This is a genomic window from Mesorhizobium sp. M2E.F.Ca.ET.209.01.1.1 (assembly GCF_004010375.2).
Taxonomy (GTDB): domain Bacteria; phylum Pseudomonadota; class Alphaproteobacteria; order Rhizobiales; family Rhizobiaceae; genus Mesorhizobium.
This window is the reverse complement of record NZ_SADP02000009.1, coordinates 178,035-196,553: the sequence shown is the minus strand read 5'-3', so window position 1 is coordinate 196,553 and position 18,519 is coordinate 178,035. Positions and strand designations below refer to the sequence as shown.

The window sequence follows — 18,519 nt, the reverse complement described above, 5'->3', positions numbered from 1 at the left end:
GACCATGGCCTCATACAGCAAGGAAGTCATTGCCGATCTGGTCGCCGGCACGCTGCCCTGGCCGCAGACGCGCCGCATCATGAGCGCCTACAAGGACGATGATCGCTTCTTCAAATATGTCGCGGTGCTGCAGGACCGCGTCGGCTGGAAGGATCCGATCCTGCTGCCAGTTGGCGACCACCTCTTCATCTGCCAGAGCGGCAACGAGCGCGTGACGAAATGCGAATGCGGCCACTCCTTCGGCGACTATCGCAAGAACTGGAAACTGAAGGCCGCGATCATCGTGCGCGACAGCGAGGAGACGCTGCGCGAAATCTATCCCAACAGCGACCTGCCGGATCCGGACTGGATGGAAATCCGCGAATTCATCTGCCCCGAATGCGGCACGCTGCACGAGGTCGAAGCGGCGGCGCCTGGTTATCCGATCGTGCATGATTTCGAGCCCGATCTGGAAGGGTTCTACCGCGATTGGCTTGGCAAGCCGCTGGAGCCGTTGAACAAGGGAGACTGATGCCGCAATGGGCCGCGTCGCAGGCAAGGTGGCGCTCGTTACCGGGGCCGGTCTCGGCCTCGGACGGGCGTCGTCGCTCTTGCTGGCATCGGAAGGCGCCAGGCTGGTCGTCAGCGACATCGACGAGAGCCGCGCCGGCAATACGGCGGCGGAGATCGTCAAGGCGGGCGGCGAGGCATTGGCGCTACGCCACGATGTCTCGAAGCCCGAGGATTGGTCGTCCGTCATGGCGGCGATCGAGCAGCGCTTCGGGCGGCTCGATGTGCTGGTCAACAATGCCGGCATTGCGATTGCCAAAAACGTCGAGGACACGACTTTAGCCGAATGGCGGCGCACCATGGCGGTCAATCTCGACGGCGTCTTCCTCGGCTGCCAGGCAGGCATCAAATTGATGAAGAAATCCGGCGGCGGATCGATCATCAATCTCTCCTCCATAGACGGCATCATCGGCGAGGCGGAGCTTGCCGCCTACTGCGCCTCCAAGGGCGGCGTGCGCACCTTGACCAAGGCGGTCGCGGTGCATTGCGCCGAGCAGCGCTACGGCATCCGCTGCAATTCCATCCATCCAGGCTATATCTGGACGCCGCAGACCGAGAATTATCTGCGCGATCTCGGCACGCTCGAGCAGGAGAAGACGAAGGCGTTGTCCCGCCATCCGCTTGGCTTCCTCGGCGAGCCCAACGACATCGCCTACATGGTTCTCTATCTCGCCTCGGATGAATCGAATTTCGTCACCGGCTCCGAAATGGTCGTCGATGGAGGCTATCTTGCTGTGTGAACATCGAGCGCGTTTGCGATGACCAATCTGACCGGCCGCAGCGCCATCGTCACCGGTGGCTTTTCGGGGATGGGCTTTGCGATAGCAACAGCGCTCGCTAAGGCTGGCGCCAATGTCGCCGTCGGCTCCTATGTGGCGCCGCCGCAGGCGGGCAGGGCGGACGCCGCCTACTATCCCGGCGCCGACGAGATCGAGCGCGTGAAGTCGTCGCTCGCCGCGCACGGCACCAAGGTGCATGCCGCGCATCTCGACGTACGCGACAGCGCGCTCACCAACCTCTTCTTCGCCGAAGCCCGGGCGGCGATCGGCCCGGCCGACATCCTCGTCAACGCTGCCGGCACCACCGCCGAGCAGCCGGTCTGCGGCCATTCTGACGAGCTGTGGGACAAGATCGTCGACACCAACCTCACCGGGGCGTTCCGTACGACCCGCGCGGTCCTGCCCGGCATGATCGAACGCGGCTGGGGCCGCATCGTCAACATCGGCTCGACCGCAGCTTCCGTCGGCTGGAAGGACAATCCGGCCTACTGCGCCTCCAAGGCCGGTCTGCTCGGCCTGACACGCTGCGTGGCGCTCGAAGGCGCGGCACACGGCGTCACCTGCGTCATGATCAGCCCGACCTGGGTAGAGACGGAGCTGATGCGCCGCAACGTCGCGCAAGTGGTCGAGCGCGAGGGCAAGGGCCGCAGCGCCGAGGAGCTGATGGACGAATTCAGGAAAGGCAACCCCCAGGGGCGCATGATGCAGCCGGAAGAGATCGCGGCGCTCGCGGTCTTCCTTTGCTCGGATGTCGCCAAGGGGATCACCATGGAAAACATCCAGATCACCGGCGGAGCTTTATGGTGAAACCCGCGCCGGCATGGAGCGCTTGCAACCGCTCGCAGCCGGCGACGCATCCTGAAACGTCACGCCGCCTGCAACTGAAGCCTTTTCAGCTTCGACACCACGGCCGCGCCAAGCATCTTTTCCGAATATTCGACAAGCAGCGCCCGCGCCTCCAGATGCGAGATGGCATCGTCGGAATGGCCGCGCCGCAGCCAGAAGCCGTCGAGCATCGCGGCGAAGCCGCGCACGAAATGGTCGATTTCCTCTCTCGACCACAGCGGCGAAAGCGCCGAGCCGATATTCGACCGCAGGCGTTTGTAGAACAGCTCCTGCAGCCGCGCGTAGCGTGGATTGTGCGCGGCTTCCGCATAGAAGGACACCCAGGCATTGGCCGTGTTGCGCTCGAACTTTTCTTCCGGGAAATTGCCGTCGACGATCGCCGTCAGGCGATCCCATCGGGTCTCGGCCTGGCGCAGATTAACCACCACCGCGTCCATCAGGACACGGTTGGCGTAGCGCACCATCTCGAACAGCACCTGATCCTTGTCCTTGAAATAATAGGTCAGGATGCCCTGCGACATGCCGGCCTCATGGCAGATACGGGTCGTCGTCAGGCCCTTCAGCCCGTCACGCAAGAAGATGCGGTGCGCCGCCTCGATCAGCTCGACCCGCCTGATGTCCTCGATGCGGGTGCGTTGTTTCTTCGTCCTGGTCGCCATGGGTTTCGTATATCCGACGAAAATTTTGTACGCTCTAACAAATTTTTGTATTGTCATATGATTTTGGCAGGCCTACGCTGCGAAGGCAAGCAGATGCCGAACGGACTATTGATGACGTCGCACACACAAATGATGCGGGCCGCGGTCCTGGGCAGATACGGCGAGCCGCTCGACGTCACCACCGTGCCGCGTCCCGTCGCCGGCCCCGGTCAGATATTGGTGCGGCTGCAGGCTTGCGGCGTCTGCCATACCGACGTGCATATCTGGCGTGGCGAAAGCGTTCCGCCGCACGCGCCTTCACCCTTCGTCATAGGTCATGAGGGCATCGGTCGCGTCGAGGCGATCGGCGAGGGCGTCGGCGGCTGGTCGCTCGGCGACCGGGCCGGCGTGCCTTGGATCCACGACACCTGCCGCCGGTGCGACGAATGCCTGGATGGCTACGAATCCTTTTGCCAGCACCATCGCGCGCATGGCTTGAACGTACCCGGCGCCTTTGCCGAATATGTCGTCTGCGACGCGGGCTTCGCGGTGGCGCTTCCCGAAGCCATCGATCCGGTGACCACCGCGCCGGTGATGTGCGCCGGCATCACCGCCTATGGCGCGGTGAAGCGGGCCGGCTTGAAAGCCGGCGAAAAATGCATCGTCTTCGGCTGCGGCGGCCTCGGCCTTTATGCGGTGCAGATCGCCAGCCGGCTCGGCGTCAGCGTGCTCGCGGTCGATCGCGATCCGGCGAAGCTGGAGATCGCCCGCCGCTACGGTGCGGCGGAAACCGAAATCGCCGACTCGGACTTGCCCTCGCGGCTGGCGGCGACGGGCGAAAAATACCACGCCTGCATCAATTTCGCCCCGACCACCGCCACCTGGGACGCGATGGTCGCGGGCATCCGGCCGCGCGGCAGGATCATCGCCGCGGCCATGGTCTTCCAGCCGGTGCCGCTCGTCCAGGAATGGCTGACGGCCACCGGCGTCGTCATCACCGGCACCAGCGTCGGCACAAGGCAGGAGATGCGCGAGCTGGTCGCCATGCACGCGGATAAGCCGCTTGAAACGACGGTCGAGGTCATCGGGCTGGAAGACGTGTCGGCAGCACTTGTCGCTCTCGAACGGGGCCAGTCGAAAGGGAGGTACGTCATCAGCTTTGGGCGGTAATGGAATTTTCCGGCGGCCAGGGGAGTGGCGCGCGGAACGCAGGAGAGGCTAGCGGCAGCCTCGCCATCACGGATGAAACCTGAACCATAACATCCAGACAGGGGAACCATCATGCCGAAGACGATCAACAGAGTAAGAAATGCAGGCATTGGCCTGGCGTTGATGCTTGCCGCCAGCGCGCCGGTCGCCGCCGCCGATCTCGGCGCCAAGGACGAGCCGATCAAGCTTGCGATGCTGGAATGGACCGGCGCGCATGTCTCCACCCACATCGCCGGACAGCTTCTCGAAAAGCTCGGCTACAAGGTCGAGTATGTGACCGCCGGGAACTTCCCGCAGTTCTCTGGTCTCGCCGACGGCTCGCTCAGCGCCTCGGTCGAGGTTTGGATGAACAATGTCGGCGACATCTATCCGAAGACGCTCGCCGCCAAGCAGATCGAGGATATCGGCAAGCTCGACCTGAAGACGCGTGAGGGCTGGATCTACCCGAAATTTATGGAGACGGTCTGTCCCGGCCTGCCCGACTGGACAGCGCTCAACAAGCAGGAATGCGTGCAGGCATTGGCGACACCCGAGACGGCGCCCAAGGGCCGCTTCCTCGACTATCCGGCCGACTGGGGCTCGCGGGCCGCCACGATCCTTGCCGACAACAATATGCCTTACACCGCCGTTCCCTCCGGTTCCGAGGGCGCGCTCGTGGCCGAGCTCGAAGCCGCCGAGGCTGCCAAGACACCGCTGGTGATGATGTTCTGGGGGCCGCATTATGCGCTTGCCGAAAACGACGTCGGCTGGGTCACCATGCCGCCCTGCAAGGAGCAGACCAACGAGCACTGCATCACCCCGCCGGATGTCGACAAGATCGTCTGGTCGGGCTTCGGCGCCAAATGGCCGGCGGCTTACGCCTTCCTCAAGGCCTTCAAGATGGACGCCGGCGAGCAGGAGAAGATGATGCTTGCCGTCGACAAGAAGGGCGAGGACCTCGACGCAGTGGTCAAGGCCTGGATCGACAAGAACGAGGCGGTGTGGAAGCCCTGGGTCGACGGCGCCAAGGGATAAATTCGCCGATGTGCCTGGCAAAGGCTAAGGGCGATAAAGGCCCGGCTTCCGCAATGCGCGGAGCCGGGCGACCAATCGGCAGGGGTCGATCGGAATGAACACTGCAGCGCGTCCGATAAAGCTTGCCTGCCGCAATGTCTGGAAGGTCTACGGCCGACGCCCGGACTATTATTTCGACTCGCGCGGCTATGTCATCGACCCAGATGCGCTGGCAGAGCGTCTGCGTGCGGAAGCGCATCTGCCGGCGGTGGTCGATGCCAGCTTCGAGGTGGCGACCGGCGAGATCTTCGTCATCATGGGCCTGTCGGGCTCCGGCAAGTCGACCCTGGTGCGCTGCCTGTCGCGCCTGGTCGAGCCGAGCGCCGGCGAGATCCTGCTTGACGGCAGGAACCTGCTCGCCGCCAGCGGCAAGGAGCTCATCGAGCTGCGCCGTCACGCCATGGGCATGGTGTTCCAGAATTTCGGCCTGCTGCCGCATCTGAGCGTGTTGGACAATGTCGCCTTCCCGCTGAAGATCCAGGGCAAGCCGGCGAAGGAGCGTGAGGCCCGCGCCCGCGAGATGATCGCGCTGGTCGGGCTCGAAGGCCGCGAGGCGTCCTTCCCGCACCAGCTCTCCGGCGGTCAGCAGCAGCGCGTCGGCATCGCACGTTCGCTGGCGGTGGGCCCGGAACTGTGGTTCCTCGACGAGCCGTTCTCGGCGCTCGATCCGCTGATCCGCAAGCAGATGCAGGACGAGTTCCTGCGCCTTCAGCGCATGCTGAAGAAGACTATCATCTTCATCACCCACGATATCGCCGAGGCCTTTCGCCTGGCCGACCGGCTGGCGATCATGCGGGCGGGCAAGATCGTGCAGATCGGCCGCCCGGCCGACATCGTGCTCAATCCGACCGACGACTATGTCGCGCAGTTCACCGAGGAAATGCCGCTGCTGCGCGTCATCACCGCCGGCGACATCGCCACGCCGTCCAATGGCGCGGCGCTGCCGGAGCGCAGCGTCGCCGCCGATACCAGCCTTGAGGCGCTTATCCCGCAGCTCGCCTCCGGCGTGGGCGCTTTCGCCGTTCCCGGTGCGGGTGACGGTCCGCCGGCGGTGCTCAGCGCCGGCGCGGTGCTTGCGGTGCTGGAGCGCGAGCAGGCGAGGCGCAAAAGCTCATGACGGCGCCGGCCGCGATCGCACCATCCGCGCAAAGGCTCGCCATCGCGCCGGCCCTTGTTCCCTGGTGCGCGCTGGCCGTGCTGACGGCGCTTTGCCTGCTTCTGAAAACCGAGCTTCCCTGGCTGGTCAATTTCCCCAAGGAATGGACGCTGCCGCTGGCCTCCTACATCAACGCCGTGAACGACGTGGTCGTCGCCGTCATCCAGCCGGGGTTTCGGGCGCTCTCCGCCTTGCTCGATGCGCCGATGCGCGGCGCGCGGCTGGCGCTTGCCTGGCTGCCCTGGCCGGCCGTGATGCTGGCCGTCGCCGCCCTTGCGCTGAAGTCGAGCGGCGAAAGGCTGGCGATCTTCGCGCTGGCCACGCTCGCCTATATCCTGCTCGCCGGCTACTGGCCGCAGAGCATGAACACGCTGGCGCTCGTGCTCCTGGCGGTGCCGATCTCGATCGTGCTCGGCTTCGTCCTCGGCGTCCTTGGCTATGCCCGTCCGCGCGTGCGCCCGGTGCTCGTCGGCGCGCTCGACCTGATGCAGACCGTACCGGCCTTCGCCTATCTCATTCCACTGCTTTTGCTGTTCGGCTTCGGACCGGTGGTCGGGCTAATTTCTTCAGCGATCTATTCGACGCCGCCGATGGTGCGCAACACCATGCTCGGATTGGACCGTGTGCCAGCGGCGATCAGCGAGGCCGGCTTGATGAGCGGCTGCACGCGCCGCCAGCAGTTCTGGCAGGTCGAGGTGCCGACGGCGCTGCCGCAGCTTCTCGTCGGCTTCAACCAGACGACCATGGCGGCGCTGTCGATGGTGATTGTCGCCGCCATCATCGGCGGCTTCGAGGATATTGGCTGGGAAGTGCTGTCCTCGATGCGCAAGGCCGAGTTCGGCCAGAGCATCCTGTCCGGCCTGGTCATCGCGCTGCTCGCCATCCTCATCGACCGCCTCACCATCGGCTTCGCCAAGGCGTCCGAGACCGGACCGACGCGCGCCATGCGCTGGATGACGCCTCGCCGGCTGGCCCTGTCGCTGGCGATCGCGCTGGCTCTCGCCGTCTTCATCCGGCTCGCCGCGCCCGATGCGGCGCTTCTGCCGGAAACCGGGCTGCGCATGCAGATGGGCGCCGTCAACCAATGGCTTCTGGGGCTGGTGCGTGACTATGCCTGGTTCTTCAACGGCGTGCGCAACGCGATGCTCTACTGCCTGCTTCTGCCGATGCGCGTCGGCATTTCCGGTGCGGCGACGCCGGCGATGTGGGGCTTCTCGCTGCCGCCATCGGCGCTGGCCGTCTATGTGGGTTTGGTTGCGGCCTTGGCCGCGTTGGCCCTGCGCCGCTTCGGTTGGCGGGCGGCGGTCGCCGTCCTGGCCGCCGGCCTCGTTCTCTACACCGGCTTTCTGGATCTGCCCTGGCCCGTCTTCATCCTTGCCGTCGCCCTGCTTGCCGGCCAGGTGGGCGGGCCGCGGCTCGGCCTCTTCGCGGTGGCGGGCTTCGGGTTGATCCTGGTCAACGGCCTTTGGCCGCAGCTGGTGCAGTCGCTCTATCTCTGCACGCTGGCCGTCCTGCTTTGCCTTCTGGTCGGCGGCGCGCTCGGTGTTTGGGCGGCGCATAGCGATCGCGTCTCGCATATCCTTAAGCCGATCTGCGACGCGCTGCAGACCATGCCGCAATTCGTCTTCCTCATCCCGGCGCTGATGTTCTTCAAGGTCGGCGAGTTCACGGCGCTGATCGCCATCACGCTCTACGCCATCGTGCCGCCGATCCGCTATGTCGAGCATGGCTTGAGGCATGTTCGCGCCGACGTCGTCGAGGCGGTCGAGCAGATGGGCGCGACGCCGCTGCAGACGCTGCTGCAGGCCAAGCTGCCGCTCGCTTTGCCGGTCGTCATGCTCGGCCTCAACCAGACCATCATGGCGGCGCTCTCGATGCTGGCCATCGCCGCCCTTGTCGGCACGCGCGATCTTGGCCAGGCGGTCTATGTCGCGCTCGGCAAGGCCGATGCCGGCATGGGCCTGATCGCCGGCCTGTCGATCGCCTTCCTGGCGATCCTGACTGACCGGCTCATCCAGGCCGCCGTCGCGCGCTCCGCGGCTGCCTCCCGCTGATCAGACCGGCGCCGGGACGCGGCCATTGGCAGGCCTCTCGTCCTCGGCCGGAACGGCCACCCTGCGGCGCCGGTAAGCCGGCAACGGGGTCAGCCTGAACAGGCCGTAATAGACGATGAAGGACGCCATGAAGTAAGGGCCGAGCATCTCGACCTCGAAGAAGGAGCGGATCAGCATCAGTCCGATCGCGCCGGCAAGCACCACCGAATCGGCGCTCCAGTCGCCGAACACCACTTTCGACACATGGCCATAGAAGGCGCGCAGGATGACAAGCGCCAGCAGGGTGACACCGATGAAGCCGATTTCCACCAGCGTCTCGATATAGGTGTTGTGGAAGTGGAAGCCCGAGCGGGTCGAGATATAGAATTCCGCCCACAGCCGCTCCGGATCGGCAAAACCCTGCACCCAGTAGGCGGCGTAGCCATAGCCGAGCAGCGGATGCTGCTGCGCCGCCTCCCAGCCCTGCTCCCACAGATAGGTGCGGCCGGTGAGTGTCGAATCCTTGCCGAAGATGCCGAGCACGACATCCAGCAGGCCCATGTTGAGCGCTGCCACGACGGACATCACCAGCGCGCCGGCGCCGATAACGAACAGCACGCGGCGGTACCGTAGCGCCAGCACCTTGCTCATGGTTAGCAGCGACACGACGCCGATCACGGCCGGCAGCGAGGCCACGGACGTCGCCGAATGGGCGATTGCCAGCATGTAGACCGACAAAAGCATGATTGGCGCGGTCCAGGCGAAGCCCAGCCAATTGCGCCGATAGAAGGCCAGGAAGGCAAGGCAAAAGAAGATGCCCAGCGAGGCGAAAAAGCCGACCTGGTTCTTGGAACCAAAGGCGCCGACGAAATTGACTGTGCCGTCCATGATGTCGAGCGCATAACCGCCGACTTTCATTGAATAGAGCAGAACGACGAAGATACCGATCAGTGAGCCCACCACCAGCGTGCGCACGCTGATGGTGCGCGCCGCGACATAGGCGCAGGCGATATGCGAGGAATATTGCACCGCGGCGCGCGCGCTGGTGCCCGCCGCCTGGGACCAGAACACCGAGAGGCAGACATAGGCCGCAAGCGTGATGGGCAGCCAGGCGGTGGAAAGCCTCCACGTGAAGCGCCGGTAGTCGACGAACAGCAGCGGCAGCCAGACGGCATAGTAGGCGAGGATCAGGATCTGGCCGAAATTGGGTGAATAGGCGAAGGCGATCACGGAAACCACGACCGCGAAGGCGCCATAGGTCTCGTTGCGATCGGGATCGATCAGAATGGATTTCGGAATCTTCATACCGGATTTTGTCCGTTGAGTCCTTCTTGAGTGAGCCGCGCTAAGCCACGGCTCGCGCGCGCTGCATCTGCCGCTGCAGGAAACGCCGCACCGGCTCGTCATAGACGCGCGTGGCAATGTCCGCGATGACGACGACGGAGACCGCCATAACGATACCGAACCAGGGATGATGCGCGAACGGATCGATCGAGAAGGCCTTGCCGGCTCCGGCGATGATCATCAGCATCGGCGTGTGGATGATGTAGATCGGGTAGGAGATCCGCCCGAGCCAGCCATAGAAGCCGGACAGAAGCGGCGCGGTCGGTGCCACCGCGCCGGTCGCCACCATGATCGGAAAGACGATGACGATTGCGGCAAGATCGTAGACGACGCGCGCGCCGCCGGCTGGTGCGATGGCGAAGACGGCAAGTGTGAGCAGGATCGCGCCCTCGACCCACAAGCCGCGCCGCAGGAAGCCGAGGCTGCCTTGCCAGCGCGCCATGGAGCGGCAAAGCAGCACGCCGAGGAAGAACGAGAAGGTGACGCGCGGCAGCCCGCTGACGATGGTCTTGCCGGTCATGCCGAAATCCAGCGTGCCGGCGAAAACCGAGGCGACAACCAGCAAGACAAGGCTGACGACAACGATTCCCGTCAGCACGCGCCGCGACAAAAGGACGAACACCGCGACATAGGCGATGTTGACGATCAGCTCGAAGAACAGCGACCACGAAGCGGGGTTGAGCGGGAAGATCGTGTGATAGGCGTCGCTCACCAGCGGGATGAAGAGCATGCCTGTCGTCAGTTGCAGGCCGATCTCGGACAGCGGCATGTACTCGGCCGGCATCAGCCTGTTCTTGACCAGCAGGTAGAAGAAGCCGAGCAGCGTGCCGGCGAGATAAAGCGGATAAAGCCGGATCAGGCGGATCGCCACGAACGAGCCGAAGCCCATGCCGTTCTCGATCTTGCGGTCATAGGCATGCGCGATGACGAAGCCGCTGAGCAGGAAGAACAGATCGACCGCGAGATAGCTCGACGGCAGCACCTTGCCGTCGGCCAGGAACGGCGAGAAGTGGTAGAGCATGACGCTGATCGCCGCCACGCCGCGGATGGCGTCGAGGTTCAGATACACGTGACGCGGGGCTGCGGGCTGCATGTTATGCCTTCAAGCGGTCCAAAACAGATCGCCCGCTCGCGTTCGTGCGCGAACGAGCCTGATGTGTTCCTCCCGCCTCCGTTCCTCGATTCGCTTCGCGCAAGCCCGGGCCGGCGACGCTACTGGCTGGCCGTCGGCGCGAGCTTCACCTTGATCACGTCGCCCGGCAGCACAGGCGTGTCTTCCTTGGCTTCGATCTCGCTCGTCTTGCCGTCTGCAACCCGCACCAGCGAATAGAGCAGGGGCGGTTCTTGATTGCCGGTGAGGGCGGCAGTCGTTGCCGGATCCGACGCCTGGGCGATCAAGCCCTTCTGCATGCCGACCCTCAAGCCTGCCTCGTTCAGGTTTGCCTCCGTTTGCTGCCGGTCGGCAGTGAGGCTCGAACTCAGTGTGTTACGGGCATCGATGGCGTCCTGCTCTGCCTTGCTGATTGACTGCTTGGCGGTGAGGATGGCCGTCTCATAGTCCAGGATCTTACCTTGCAGGTCGGTGACCGTCTGCTGCGAGGACAGCAATCGCGCATTGGCAATCAGGCCTTTCTGCGCCAGCGGGCCGATGCTGTTTGCCTGCTGCTCCGCCAGGTCGACCTGCTTCTGCTGGTTGGCGATCTTCTTTTGCAGCGATTCGATTTCCGACTGCAGAACACCCTTCAACTGGTCGAGCGCATCAAGCTTCAGCTTCAGCGACTTCTGGTCGGAAACGAGGATCGCCGTTTCGTCGGCGACGATGGTCGGCAATCTCGAATCACCCTGGATTTCCTGAGGTACCTCGAAGGTCGTTTTCCCGGCCAGGTCGGCGTCGATGCGGGCTCGCTTGACCATCAACCGCAAGCGCTGGTCGTCATAGATGTCATAGCTGCCCTTGGCGGTGATCAGATCCTTTTCGATCTGAGGACCATAGTCGGCATTGCGCCTTATGCCGCCGGCGATGCTGACCGCCTTGAGCACCGTCAGATCGGGCACGAAGGGAAACTGGCCGGGATTCTGGACTTCGCCTGAAATGTAGAATGGCCGGAACTGCGCCATCTCGACCGAGGCTTCCGGCTTGTCGGGCAGCGCTAGCTTACGCTGCAGCGCAAGCCCGATCGCCGAAGCGATCTCCGCAGTCGTCTTGCCGGCGGCCTGCATGTCGCCGACGAACGGCACCGAGAGCGTTCCCGCCGGGCCGACCGAATACTCGCCATTGATGGCCGACCAGTCGCGGAACGTGCCGTCGACCGTCTGCCATTCGGCGACGCGGATGTTGAGCTTGTCCTGCGGGCCGAGCTGATAGTCGCCGGCGACAGCCAGTTGCGGCATGGCAAGCGAGGCTGCAACAAGCAAAGCGCCCGCTAAGCGGGCTGGTGTCCTTGGCATGAGACTGCAGGCGAAAGACAGTCCGAAGAGGTCTTTTGTCAAATGAACGTTTCCGATCCGCTTTGGCCCCATCCGCCCGAATGAGATCACTGCCGGATGCCTGCCCCAGTTGCCGCGGGCCAGGCCTGTTGGTCGATAGTTCCGGTCAATAGCTGCCGCGCGACATCCACACGGCGGGAACTGTCTTGAAGATGATGCGAATGTCCTCGAACAACGACCAGTTCTCGACATAGTGGCGATCGAAGGCGACCCGCGTGTCATAGGATACGTCGTTGCGGCCGCTCACCTGCCACAGGCCGGTGAGACCCGGACGAGACTTGAGGTAATAGACGGCTGCGCTGCCATAGATTTCCAGCTCGTCGCGCACGACCGGGCGCGGGCCGACAAGGCTCATGTCGCCTTGCAGGATGTTGAGGATCTGCGGCAGCTCGTCGAGGCTGAGCTTGCGAAGCACCGCGCCGACGCGGGTGACGCGCGGATCGTTCTTCAGCTTGCGCGTCGCGATCCATTCGGCGTTGGCTTCCGGATTGGCCGCCAGATAGGCGGCAAGCACCCGCTCGCCGTCCGGCACCATGGTGCGGAATTTGAGGCAGGAGAAAATCCTGCCGCCACGCCCGATTCGCTTGTGGCCATAGAAGATCGGACCGTTGTCCGAAAGCTTGACCAGCAAGGCGACCATCAGGAAAAGCGGGCTGAGCAGAACCAGCCCGGATAGGGAACCGACGATATCGAAGCTGCGTTTGAGCAGACCGCCGATGGGGGGTGGAAAATCAACGCCGACCTGCGCAAAACCCGCATTAGCCGACTTGGCGACATCCCTCATGCAGAAGCTCCATACGTTGAACGGATGGTTTACGCCAAGATATCAAAAAAATGCTGCAGCGCAACACACAATTTCCCATCGCGCTGAAATGTTCACGTCATGAATTGACTAAATAATAAACCTTCCCTGCCCAAATTTTCGCCTTTGTGGCACGTTTGTGACAAGGTGAGAGAAAACCAGGAAAATGTAGTCCGCCTTTTGGGCCTTTTTTGGACAGTGCGTTCTTTGCTGCAGCAGAAACGCGGTTGCATGCCGCCGGAAGCACTCGCGATGGTAAGTTATTCGGGTAAAATACTATTCAAAGGCCTGGGTTTTACTGCAGCGAGAAGAGCGGCATTGAATAGCCGGCCAAGCCGCAGTGTGCGACGCAGCATGGCAGAGTCGATCTCATAAAATCCTTGGAAACCATACCTGCCGGGCCTTGCTCCGGTCAGCCCGCCTTAATAGAGTCGCAAATTGTTCCTGTCATAGTCTGCATGGGTAAGGAAGGCCGGAAGCAACCGGCCGGATTGGGCAGCCAGAAAGAGCTCTTTGGCGCAACGGGGAGTTACGCGGGTGGGTAAGTCGCAGCTTCTGCATGCTCGTCTCGGTTGAGAGGCCGGCGAACATGTCTCTGCCAAAATTCATCATAGGCATGATGTTCGCGCTGGCGATCGTCATCAGCTGGTCTTATGTCGACGGCGCATCGCCGGGCACCATCGTCCTTCGCGCCGTCATCTGTGCCGTCATCATCCAGGCGGGTTATTTCCTTCTGGTATTTGCCATGATCGGCAAGGCAACGCCGACTTCGGCCGACAGGATCCGCGAAGCCGACCGCGGGGCAATCCTGAACAAGGTCGCCGACGGCGAAAAGCTAAGCGCCAGACGCAGCCTCCACTGATCGCTCGATTGGGGCTGGGACCAGTTCCGGCTCGGCCGATGGGGAGGCTTCGCGCTCGGCCTGCTCGCCCGACAGCATTCTGGCAAGGCGGCTGCCGGCTTTTGCCTTCAGACGCCGATATTGCCCGACCTCGACGATGCGCCCGTTCTCGATGGCCACGACCCAGTCGGCGAAGGCGATCATCGACGGCCGGTGCGCGATGGTCAAAATCGTCATCCGGCCGCGCAGCGCCTCGATCGATTGCGCGATCAGCGACTGGTTCTGCCAGTCGAGCGCGCTTGTCGCCTCGTCGAGGATGAGCAGCGACGGCTTGCGCAGCAGCGCCCGCGCCAGCGCGATGCGCTGCCGCTCGCCGCCGGAAAGCCGGACGCCGCGATCGCCCACCACCGTATCGAGCCGCGATGCCAGCCGTTCCACGAAATCGGCCGCATGGGCGTTGCGCAACGCCGCCCATAGCTCCTCGTCGCTGGCCCCAGCCGCGGCAAGACGAAGATTGGCGGCGATCGTGTCATGCAGCAGGAACACGTCCTGCGGCACATAGGCGACCTGATCGCGCCACGCCCTGCGATTCTGCGCGGTGATCTCCACGCCGTCGGCCAGGATCCGGCCGCTAGTGGGTTCGAGCAGCCCGAGCAGCACATCGGCGATCGTGCTCTTGCCGGAACCGGAAGGGCCGATCAGCGCCGTCACCTTGCCGGCAGGCAGGCCGAAGGTGATATCGCTGACCACCGGTCTTGCGTCACCCTCGCCATAGGCGAACGATACCTCGCGGATGTTGAGGCCGGTCTCGAGCGACAGTCTCGCGCCTCGTTCGGCCATGCTTTGGGTCGGCTCGCGCTCGGCGTCGAAGCGGGCCTGAAGGGCTTGCATCGAAGCGTAGGCCGGCAGGTTGATCAGCACCTGCTGGGTTTGAAGCTGCATGTCCATGAAGCGCGGCGCGACCCGCATGAAGACCAGGAGCAGCACGACGATCTCCGCCAACGACAGGTGGAAGCGGACCAGCGCGATGTAGATGAAGAGGCTGAGCCCAATCACGCTCGCCATCTGGAACAGGGCGGTGCCGAGCGAGGAGTTGCGGACGAAGGCGATGTTGTCGGCGTTCATCCTGTCCAGCGTCGCGCCGAGTTCGGCGAAATAGCTCGCCTCGACATTGAGGCTCTTGGCGACCTTGATGCCGCCGAGGAACTCGGAGACCGTGCGATACTGGTCCTGGCGATTGCCGGTCAGCGTGCGGCCATAGGCGCTGGCGCGTGCCCGGAACGGCTGCAGCGCAACCAGCAGCACCAGGCCGATGAGGATGGCAAAAGACGTCATCACCGGCGAGATGAACAGCGAGACCACGAGATAGCCGGTGAGAAGCAATGTGGCCTGGGTGAGCATCAGCAGCGAGAAGGCAGCCACCTGCACCCGGTCGACGTCGCCGTTCAGCGCATGGTCGAGGTCGGAGCTGCGGATGCGGGTGAAAACGCCCCAGCGCGCCCGGCCGATGCTTTCGAACAGGTTCATGCGCACGCGGTTGACGAAATCATAGAGCAGCCGCGCCATATAGACCGACTTGAAGCGGTTGAAAATCGCCTGCAGCGCCACCAGCGCGACAAGCATTGAGAGCACCGTCGCCAGCGACAGCGTTCCGCCGGGCACCAGCCAATGCAAGGCTTCCGGCACCCGCACCGCATAATCCTGATCGGCCTTGCCGATCAGACGCAGCAGCGGCACGAGCAGCAGGATCGAAATGCCTTCGGTGAGGCTTCCCAGGATCAGGAAGACAAGCGCCGTCGCCGTGCGGCGCCCGCCGACATGCGCCATCATGGCGCCAAAGCTGGCGACATCTCGGAAAAGCGACAGGCGAAGCTTCGAGGACCATCCCATGTCCCGGCTCACCTTGTCCCGTACGCCAGGTCGGTTTCGATCGCGGCGACCGCTTCGTCGATCCGGTCTAGTCCGGCCGGCACTTCCAGCCGGCTTACGCCGATCCGCCCGGCGATCTGCGCGCTTTGGCGCAGGTGCAGGGCGGCGAAATCGCCCGGCAGCGCCTGCCGGCCAAACCGCGTGATATAAGAGAATTTGATGATCGCCGGCAGCGCGGCCGCGCCGGACATCGGGGAGGTCGCCGCCCGCACGCCCCGCTCGAGCACATAGATGCGCGATACCGGAACCGCTCCGGGCGCAAATCCGTCACGCAGCCGATGCTGCGCCTTGTCGATCTGCGGATGCACCTGCGGGCGCACCTCCGCCCGTTCGAGGCGAATGGCGCCGGCCGCGTCCGCCGCAAGCTTGAGCTGCGGGAACCCGGGCAGGATGATCGGCCGGCCCGGGTCGGACAAATCCAGCGCCACGACATCGTCGGTGAGCAGCCGATGGCCGGCGCGGATCATCGCCCCCGCCGTCGTTGATTTGCCGGCGCCCTTGTCGCCCATGAAGATCACGCTTTTGCCGTCGACTTCAATGGCGCTGGCATGCAGGACGAGCAGCCCGCGCTGATGCAGGGCGAGCGCCATCACCGGCCCGAGTAGCGGAAAGGCGAGCAGCGGATCGTCGACCCCTGGCGCCGGATCGACATCGATGCGGTTGGCGCTGCTGATCATGAACGTGCCGACCGCCTGCCAGGAAAGATACTGGCGCGTCGGTTCGAAACGGAAGGCGGTGGCGTCCTGGGATGCCCGGCCGGGAAAATCGACCGGCCTGACCGCGATCTCCAGATCCGGCGTCGCCGGAGCCGTCGGCTCCAGCTCCGGCAAGGCCACTTCGGAACCGATCACCAGCCCGTAGGCCTTGTAGAAACGGCGGACACGCTTGCTTGCCGCCGCCGTTTGCGGCTCGGGCCGCGCAAGGGAAGCGGCCGGAAGGTTCATGCGGGGCTTCCCTGAACTTGCTGCAGCCACAGCGACAGCGAAACGGCGCGCCAGACATGCTGGACGTCCGGCAGGGTCGCCCGCTCGGGCTGGCGCAGCATCCGGTCATAGACCGCGGCCACTGCGGGCAGGTTGACATAGGGCGCGATCCGCTCGCTGTCCGATATCAGCAGCCTGTCCAGAAGCTCGCGGTGGTTGCCGAGCATGCCGTTGACCAGGTTGGGGTGAAATCGATCTTGTCGCGCCGCCATTGCACCGCCGGCGGCAGAATGCCTTGCATGGCCCGGCGCAGCACATGGCGGCCAAAACCGTCCTTGAGCTTTTCCTCGCCGGGCAACGCCAGGCAGAATTCGACGAGGGGCTTGTCCCAGAACGGATAGCGTGGCTCGACGCCGAAATTGGCGGCGGCCTTGTCGAGCACTTCGAAAGCGTGCGGCACCAGCCCTGTCGACAGAAGCCAGCGATGCGTCAGCGCTTCGCTGGCACTGACGGCGGCGGGCATATAGCCGCTGCGATGAAAGCGTTCGGCAAGATCGGTGCGCCCGGCAAGATCCGGATTGACCAGACCCGCCCAGGCGGCGCGTGGCGCCTGCGCTGGTCCGCGCCGCACCTTGCGGACAAGGCGTTTGGCCGCCGCCTTCATCCTGGCGATCCGCCAGGCCGGCCCATAGATGGTCAGGAATTTGAAATAGAGGGGAAGCATGCCCTCGCCATAGGTGTTGGCCGCGCTGCGCAACTCGCGCCAAAGCTCCAGCCACCTGCCGGCATTGGCGAGTTCGTGAAGGTGTCCGTGGCCCTGCGAGACGACCTCGTCGCCGCCATGCCCGTCGAGAAGCACCTTGACGCCCTTTGCGCCCGCCGTTCGGTAAAGGTCGCGCGTCAAGGACAGGCCTGGTGCCAGGAACGTGCCTTCCTGCTCCTCCAGTATGCGCTCGAACTCGGCGAAGGGCGCGTAATTGCCGACGGCGATCAGCGTGGCGTCGAGCGGATTGCCGTCGAGCACCGCATCGATGAACGGTTTCTCGTCCATGGACGAGCCCTTGTCGAAGACCAGCGAGAAAGTCTTGAGCTTCGGGTTGCGTGTCGCCGCTGCCCTGAGGCTTGCAAGGCAGGTGATCGAGGATGAATCGAGGCCGCCGCTCAGCATGGCGCCGACAGCCGGCGTGCCACGCATCCGGTTCTCCACCGATTGCGCGAAGAGATGCCTGAATTCCTCGGCCGCGTCAGGGCGCGGCGGCCGCTGTGACGGCTCGATCTGCCAGTAGCGTCGCAACACGATCCCGTGGCCCGCCACCATCATGCTGTGCCGCGCCGGCAAGCGGAAGATTTCGGCGTAAGGCGTGGCCTGCGGATCAACCGGCAGGCCGGCGAGAAAACCGGAAATCTGGTGCTCGCTGAGGCGCCTGCCGACACCGTCCAGCGCCAGGATCGGCCCGATCTCCGAGGCGAAAGCAAAGCGCCTTCCGGTCGAATGATAGTAGAAGGGTTTGACGCCGAAGTGATCGCGCGCGCAAAACAGCGCCTGACGCTCGCGGTCCCATATCGCGAAGGCGAAGTCGCCTTGCAGGTAGGTTGGGCAGGCCTCGCCCCATTTCAGGTAGGCGCGCATGATGAGCATCGCGTCGGCAATTGACCGGTCGCGCAGGCCCAGTCGCGCCAGAAGCTCGTCGCGGTTGTCCAGCCGGCAATCGGCGGTGATGGCGAGCTTGCCGCCGGCCATCGCCAGCGGACCGGGCCCGTCCTCGCCGGTCGTGTCGAGCCAGGCATGGCCGAGCGCCACGCTGCCCTCCGTCCGCCATGAGCTGCCGTCGCGGGCACGATGGCGCATGCGCGAAAGCATCTGCTGGATATCGCTGGCCGCGACGGGCCTGCCGTTGTCGATATGCATGATGCCGGCCACGCCGCTCAT

15 protein-coding genes and 1 pseudogene are annotated in these 18,519 nt (G+C 64.2%); 8 read left to right on the top strand and 8 right to left on the bottom strand.

What is annotated here, in order from left to right; translation table 11 throughout:
- Positions 1-4: 4 nt before the first annotated feature.
- From EN852_RS18475 to EN852_RS18465, 3 genes are read left to right on the top strand one after another with little or no spacing between them, the layout of a single operon-like run.
- The gene (locus EN852_RS18475) at positions 5-511 is read left to right on the top strand and encodes an acetone carboxylase subunit gamma (protein WP_127866528.1); all 507 of its coding nucleotides are present in this window, start codon (positions 5-7) and stop codon (positions 509-511) included.
- 7 nt (positions 512-518) lie between these two features.
- Positions 519-1,289, top strand: a complete 771-nt coding sequence (locus tag EN852_RS18470; protein WP_127876342.1) for a glucose 1-dehydrogenase — start codon at positions 519-521, stop codon at positions 1,287-1,289.
- Positions 1,290-1,307: 18 nt separating this feature from the next.
- The gene (locus EN852_RS18465; RefSeq protein ID WP_127876341.1) at positions 1,308-2,135 is read left to right on the top strand and encodes an SDR family NAD(P)-dependent oxidoreductase; all 828 of its coding nucleotides are present in this window, start codon (positions 1,308-1,310) and stop codon (positions 2,133-2,135) included.
- A gap of 59 nt (positions 2,136-2,194) precedes the next feature.
- Here EN852_RS18465 and betI read toward each other — a convergent pair whose 3' ends face one another.
- Entirely contained in the window at positions 2,195-2,833 is a 639-nt protein-coding gene (gene betI, locus EN852_RS18460) for a transcriptional regulator BetI (RefSeq protein ID WP_189401396.1), read from the bottom strand.
- A 111-nt stretch (positions 2,834-2,944) separates the two neighbouring features.
- Here betI and EN852_RS18455 point away from each other — a divergent pair, with 111 nt between their 5' ends.
- The 4 genes from EN852_RS18455 to EN852_RS18440 all read left to right on the top strand — a co-directional run bounded on the left by EN852_RS18455 (position 2,945) and on the right by EN852_RS18440 (position 8,284).
- Positions 2,945-3,982 carry an alcohol dehydrogenase catalytic domain-containing protein gene (locus EN852_RS18455; protein ID WP_127876339.1) on the top strand — a complete coding sequence of 346 codons (1,038 nt, stop codon included), beginning with the start codon at positions 2,945-2,947 and terminating at the stop codon, positions 3,980-3,982.
- A gap of 111 nt (positions 3,983-4,093) precedes the next feature.
- Positions 4,094-5,035 carry an ABC transporter substrate-binding protein gene (locus EN852_RS18450; RefSeq protein ID WP_127876338.1) on the top strand — a complete coding sequence of 314 codons (942 nt, stop codon included), beginning with the start codon at positions 4,094-4,096 and terminating at the stop codon, positions 5,033-5,035.
- A gap of 94 nt (positions 5,036-5,129) precedes the next feature.
- On the top strand, positions 5,130-6,191 hold the full coding sequence (locus EN852_RS18445; RefSeq protein ID WP_127876337.1) for a betaine/proline/choline family ABC transporter ATP-binding protein: 1,062 nt from the start codon (positions 5,130-5,132) through the stop codon (positions 6,189-6,191).
- A complete protein-coding gene (locus tag EN852_RS18440; RefSeq protein WP_127876336.1) occupies positions 6,188-8,284 on the top strand; it encodes an ABC transporter permease subunit in 2,097 nt (698 codons plus the stop codon). The genes EN852_RS18445 and EN852_RS18440 overlap by 4 nt, the downstream gene beginning before the upstream one ends.
- Here the strand turns inward: EN852_RS18440 and EN852_RS18435 are convergent, their stop codons facing one another.
- From EN852_RS18435 to EN852_RS18420, 4 genes are all read right to left on the bottom strand, one after another.
- On the bottom strand, positions 8,285-9,568 hold the full coding sequence (locus EN852_RS18435; protein WP_127876335.1) for an O-antigen ligase: 1,284 nt from the start codon (positions 9,566-9,568) through the stop codon (positions 8,285-8,287). It abuts the gene before it with no gap.
- 40 nt (positions 9,569-9,608) lie between these two features.
- Positions 9,609-10,700, bottom strand: a complete 1,092-nt coding sequence (locus tag EN852_RS18430) for an acyltransferase (RefSeq protein ID WP_127876334.1) — start codon at positions 10,698-10,700, stop codon at positions 9,609-9,611.
- Between the two features lie 119 nt (positions 10,701-10,819).
- Positions 10,820-11,998, bottom strand: coding sequence for a polysaccharide biosynthesis/export family protein (locus tag EN852_RS18425; protein WP_246694322.1), 1,179 nt, complete (start codon positions 11,996-11,998; stop codon positions 10,820-10,822).
- Positions 11,999-12,200: 202 nt separating this feature from the next.
- Positions 12,201-12,878: a sugar transferase gene (locus tag EN852_RS18420; RefSeq protein ID WP_042645112.1), complete on the bottom strand. Its 678-nt coding sequence runs from the start codon at positions 12,876-12,878 to the stop codon at positions 12,201-12,203.
- A gap of 607 nt (positions 12,879-13,485) precedes the next feature.
- Here EN852_RS18420 and EN852_RS18415 point away from each other — a divergent pair.
- Positions 13,486-13,758 (top strand): exopolysaccharide production repressor exox, encoded by a 273-nt coding sequence (locus EN852_RS18415; RefSeq protein WP_127876333.1) that lies wholly within the window; start codon positions 13,486-13,488, stop codon positions 13,756-13,758.
- Here EN852_RS18415 and EN852_RS18410 read toward each other — a convergent pair.
- From EN852_RS18410 to EN852_RS18400, 3 genes and pseudogenes are all read right to left on the bottom strand, one after another.
- Positions 13,732-15,627, bottom strand: a complete 1,896-nt coding sequence (locus EN852_RS18410; RefSeq protein ID WP_127876332.1) for an ABC transporter ATP-binding protein — start codon at positions 15,625-15,627, stop codon at positions 13,732-13,734. The two genes, EN852_RS18415 and EN852_RS18410, sit on opposite strands and share 27 nt — an antisense overlap.
- Positions 15,628-15,635: 8 nt before the next feature.
- The gene (locus EN852_RS18405) at positions 15,636-16,610 is read right to left on the bottom strand and encodes a serine kinase (RefSeq protein ID WP_127876331.1); all 975 of its coding nucleotides are present in this window, start codon (positions 16,608-16,610) and stop codon (positions 15,636-15,638) included.
- Positions 16,607-18,519: pseudogene (locus EN852_RS18400) on the bottom strand (lasso peptide isopeptide bond-forming cyclase). Before EN852_RS18400 ends, EN852_RS18405 begins: the two are co-directional and overlap by 4 nt.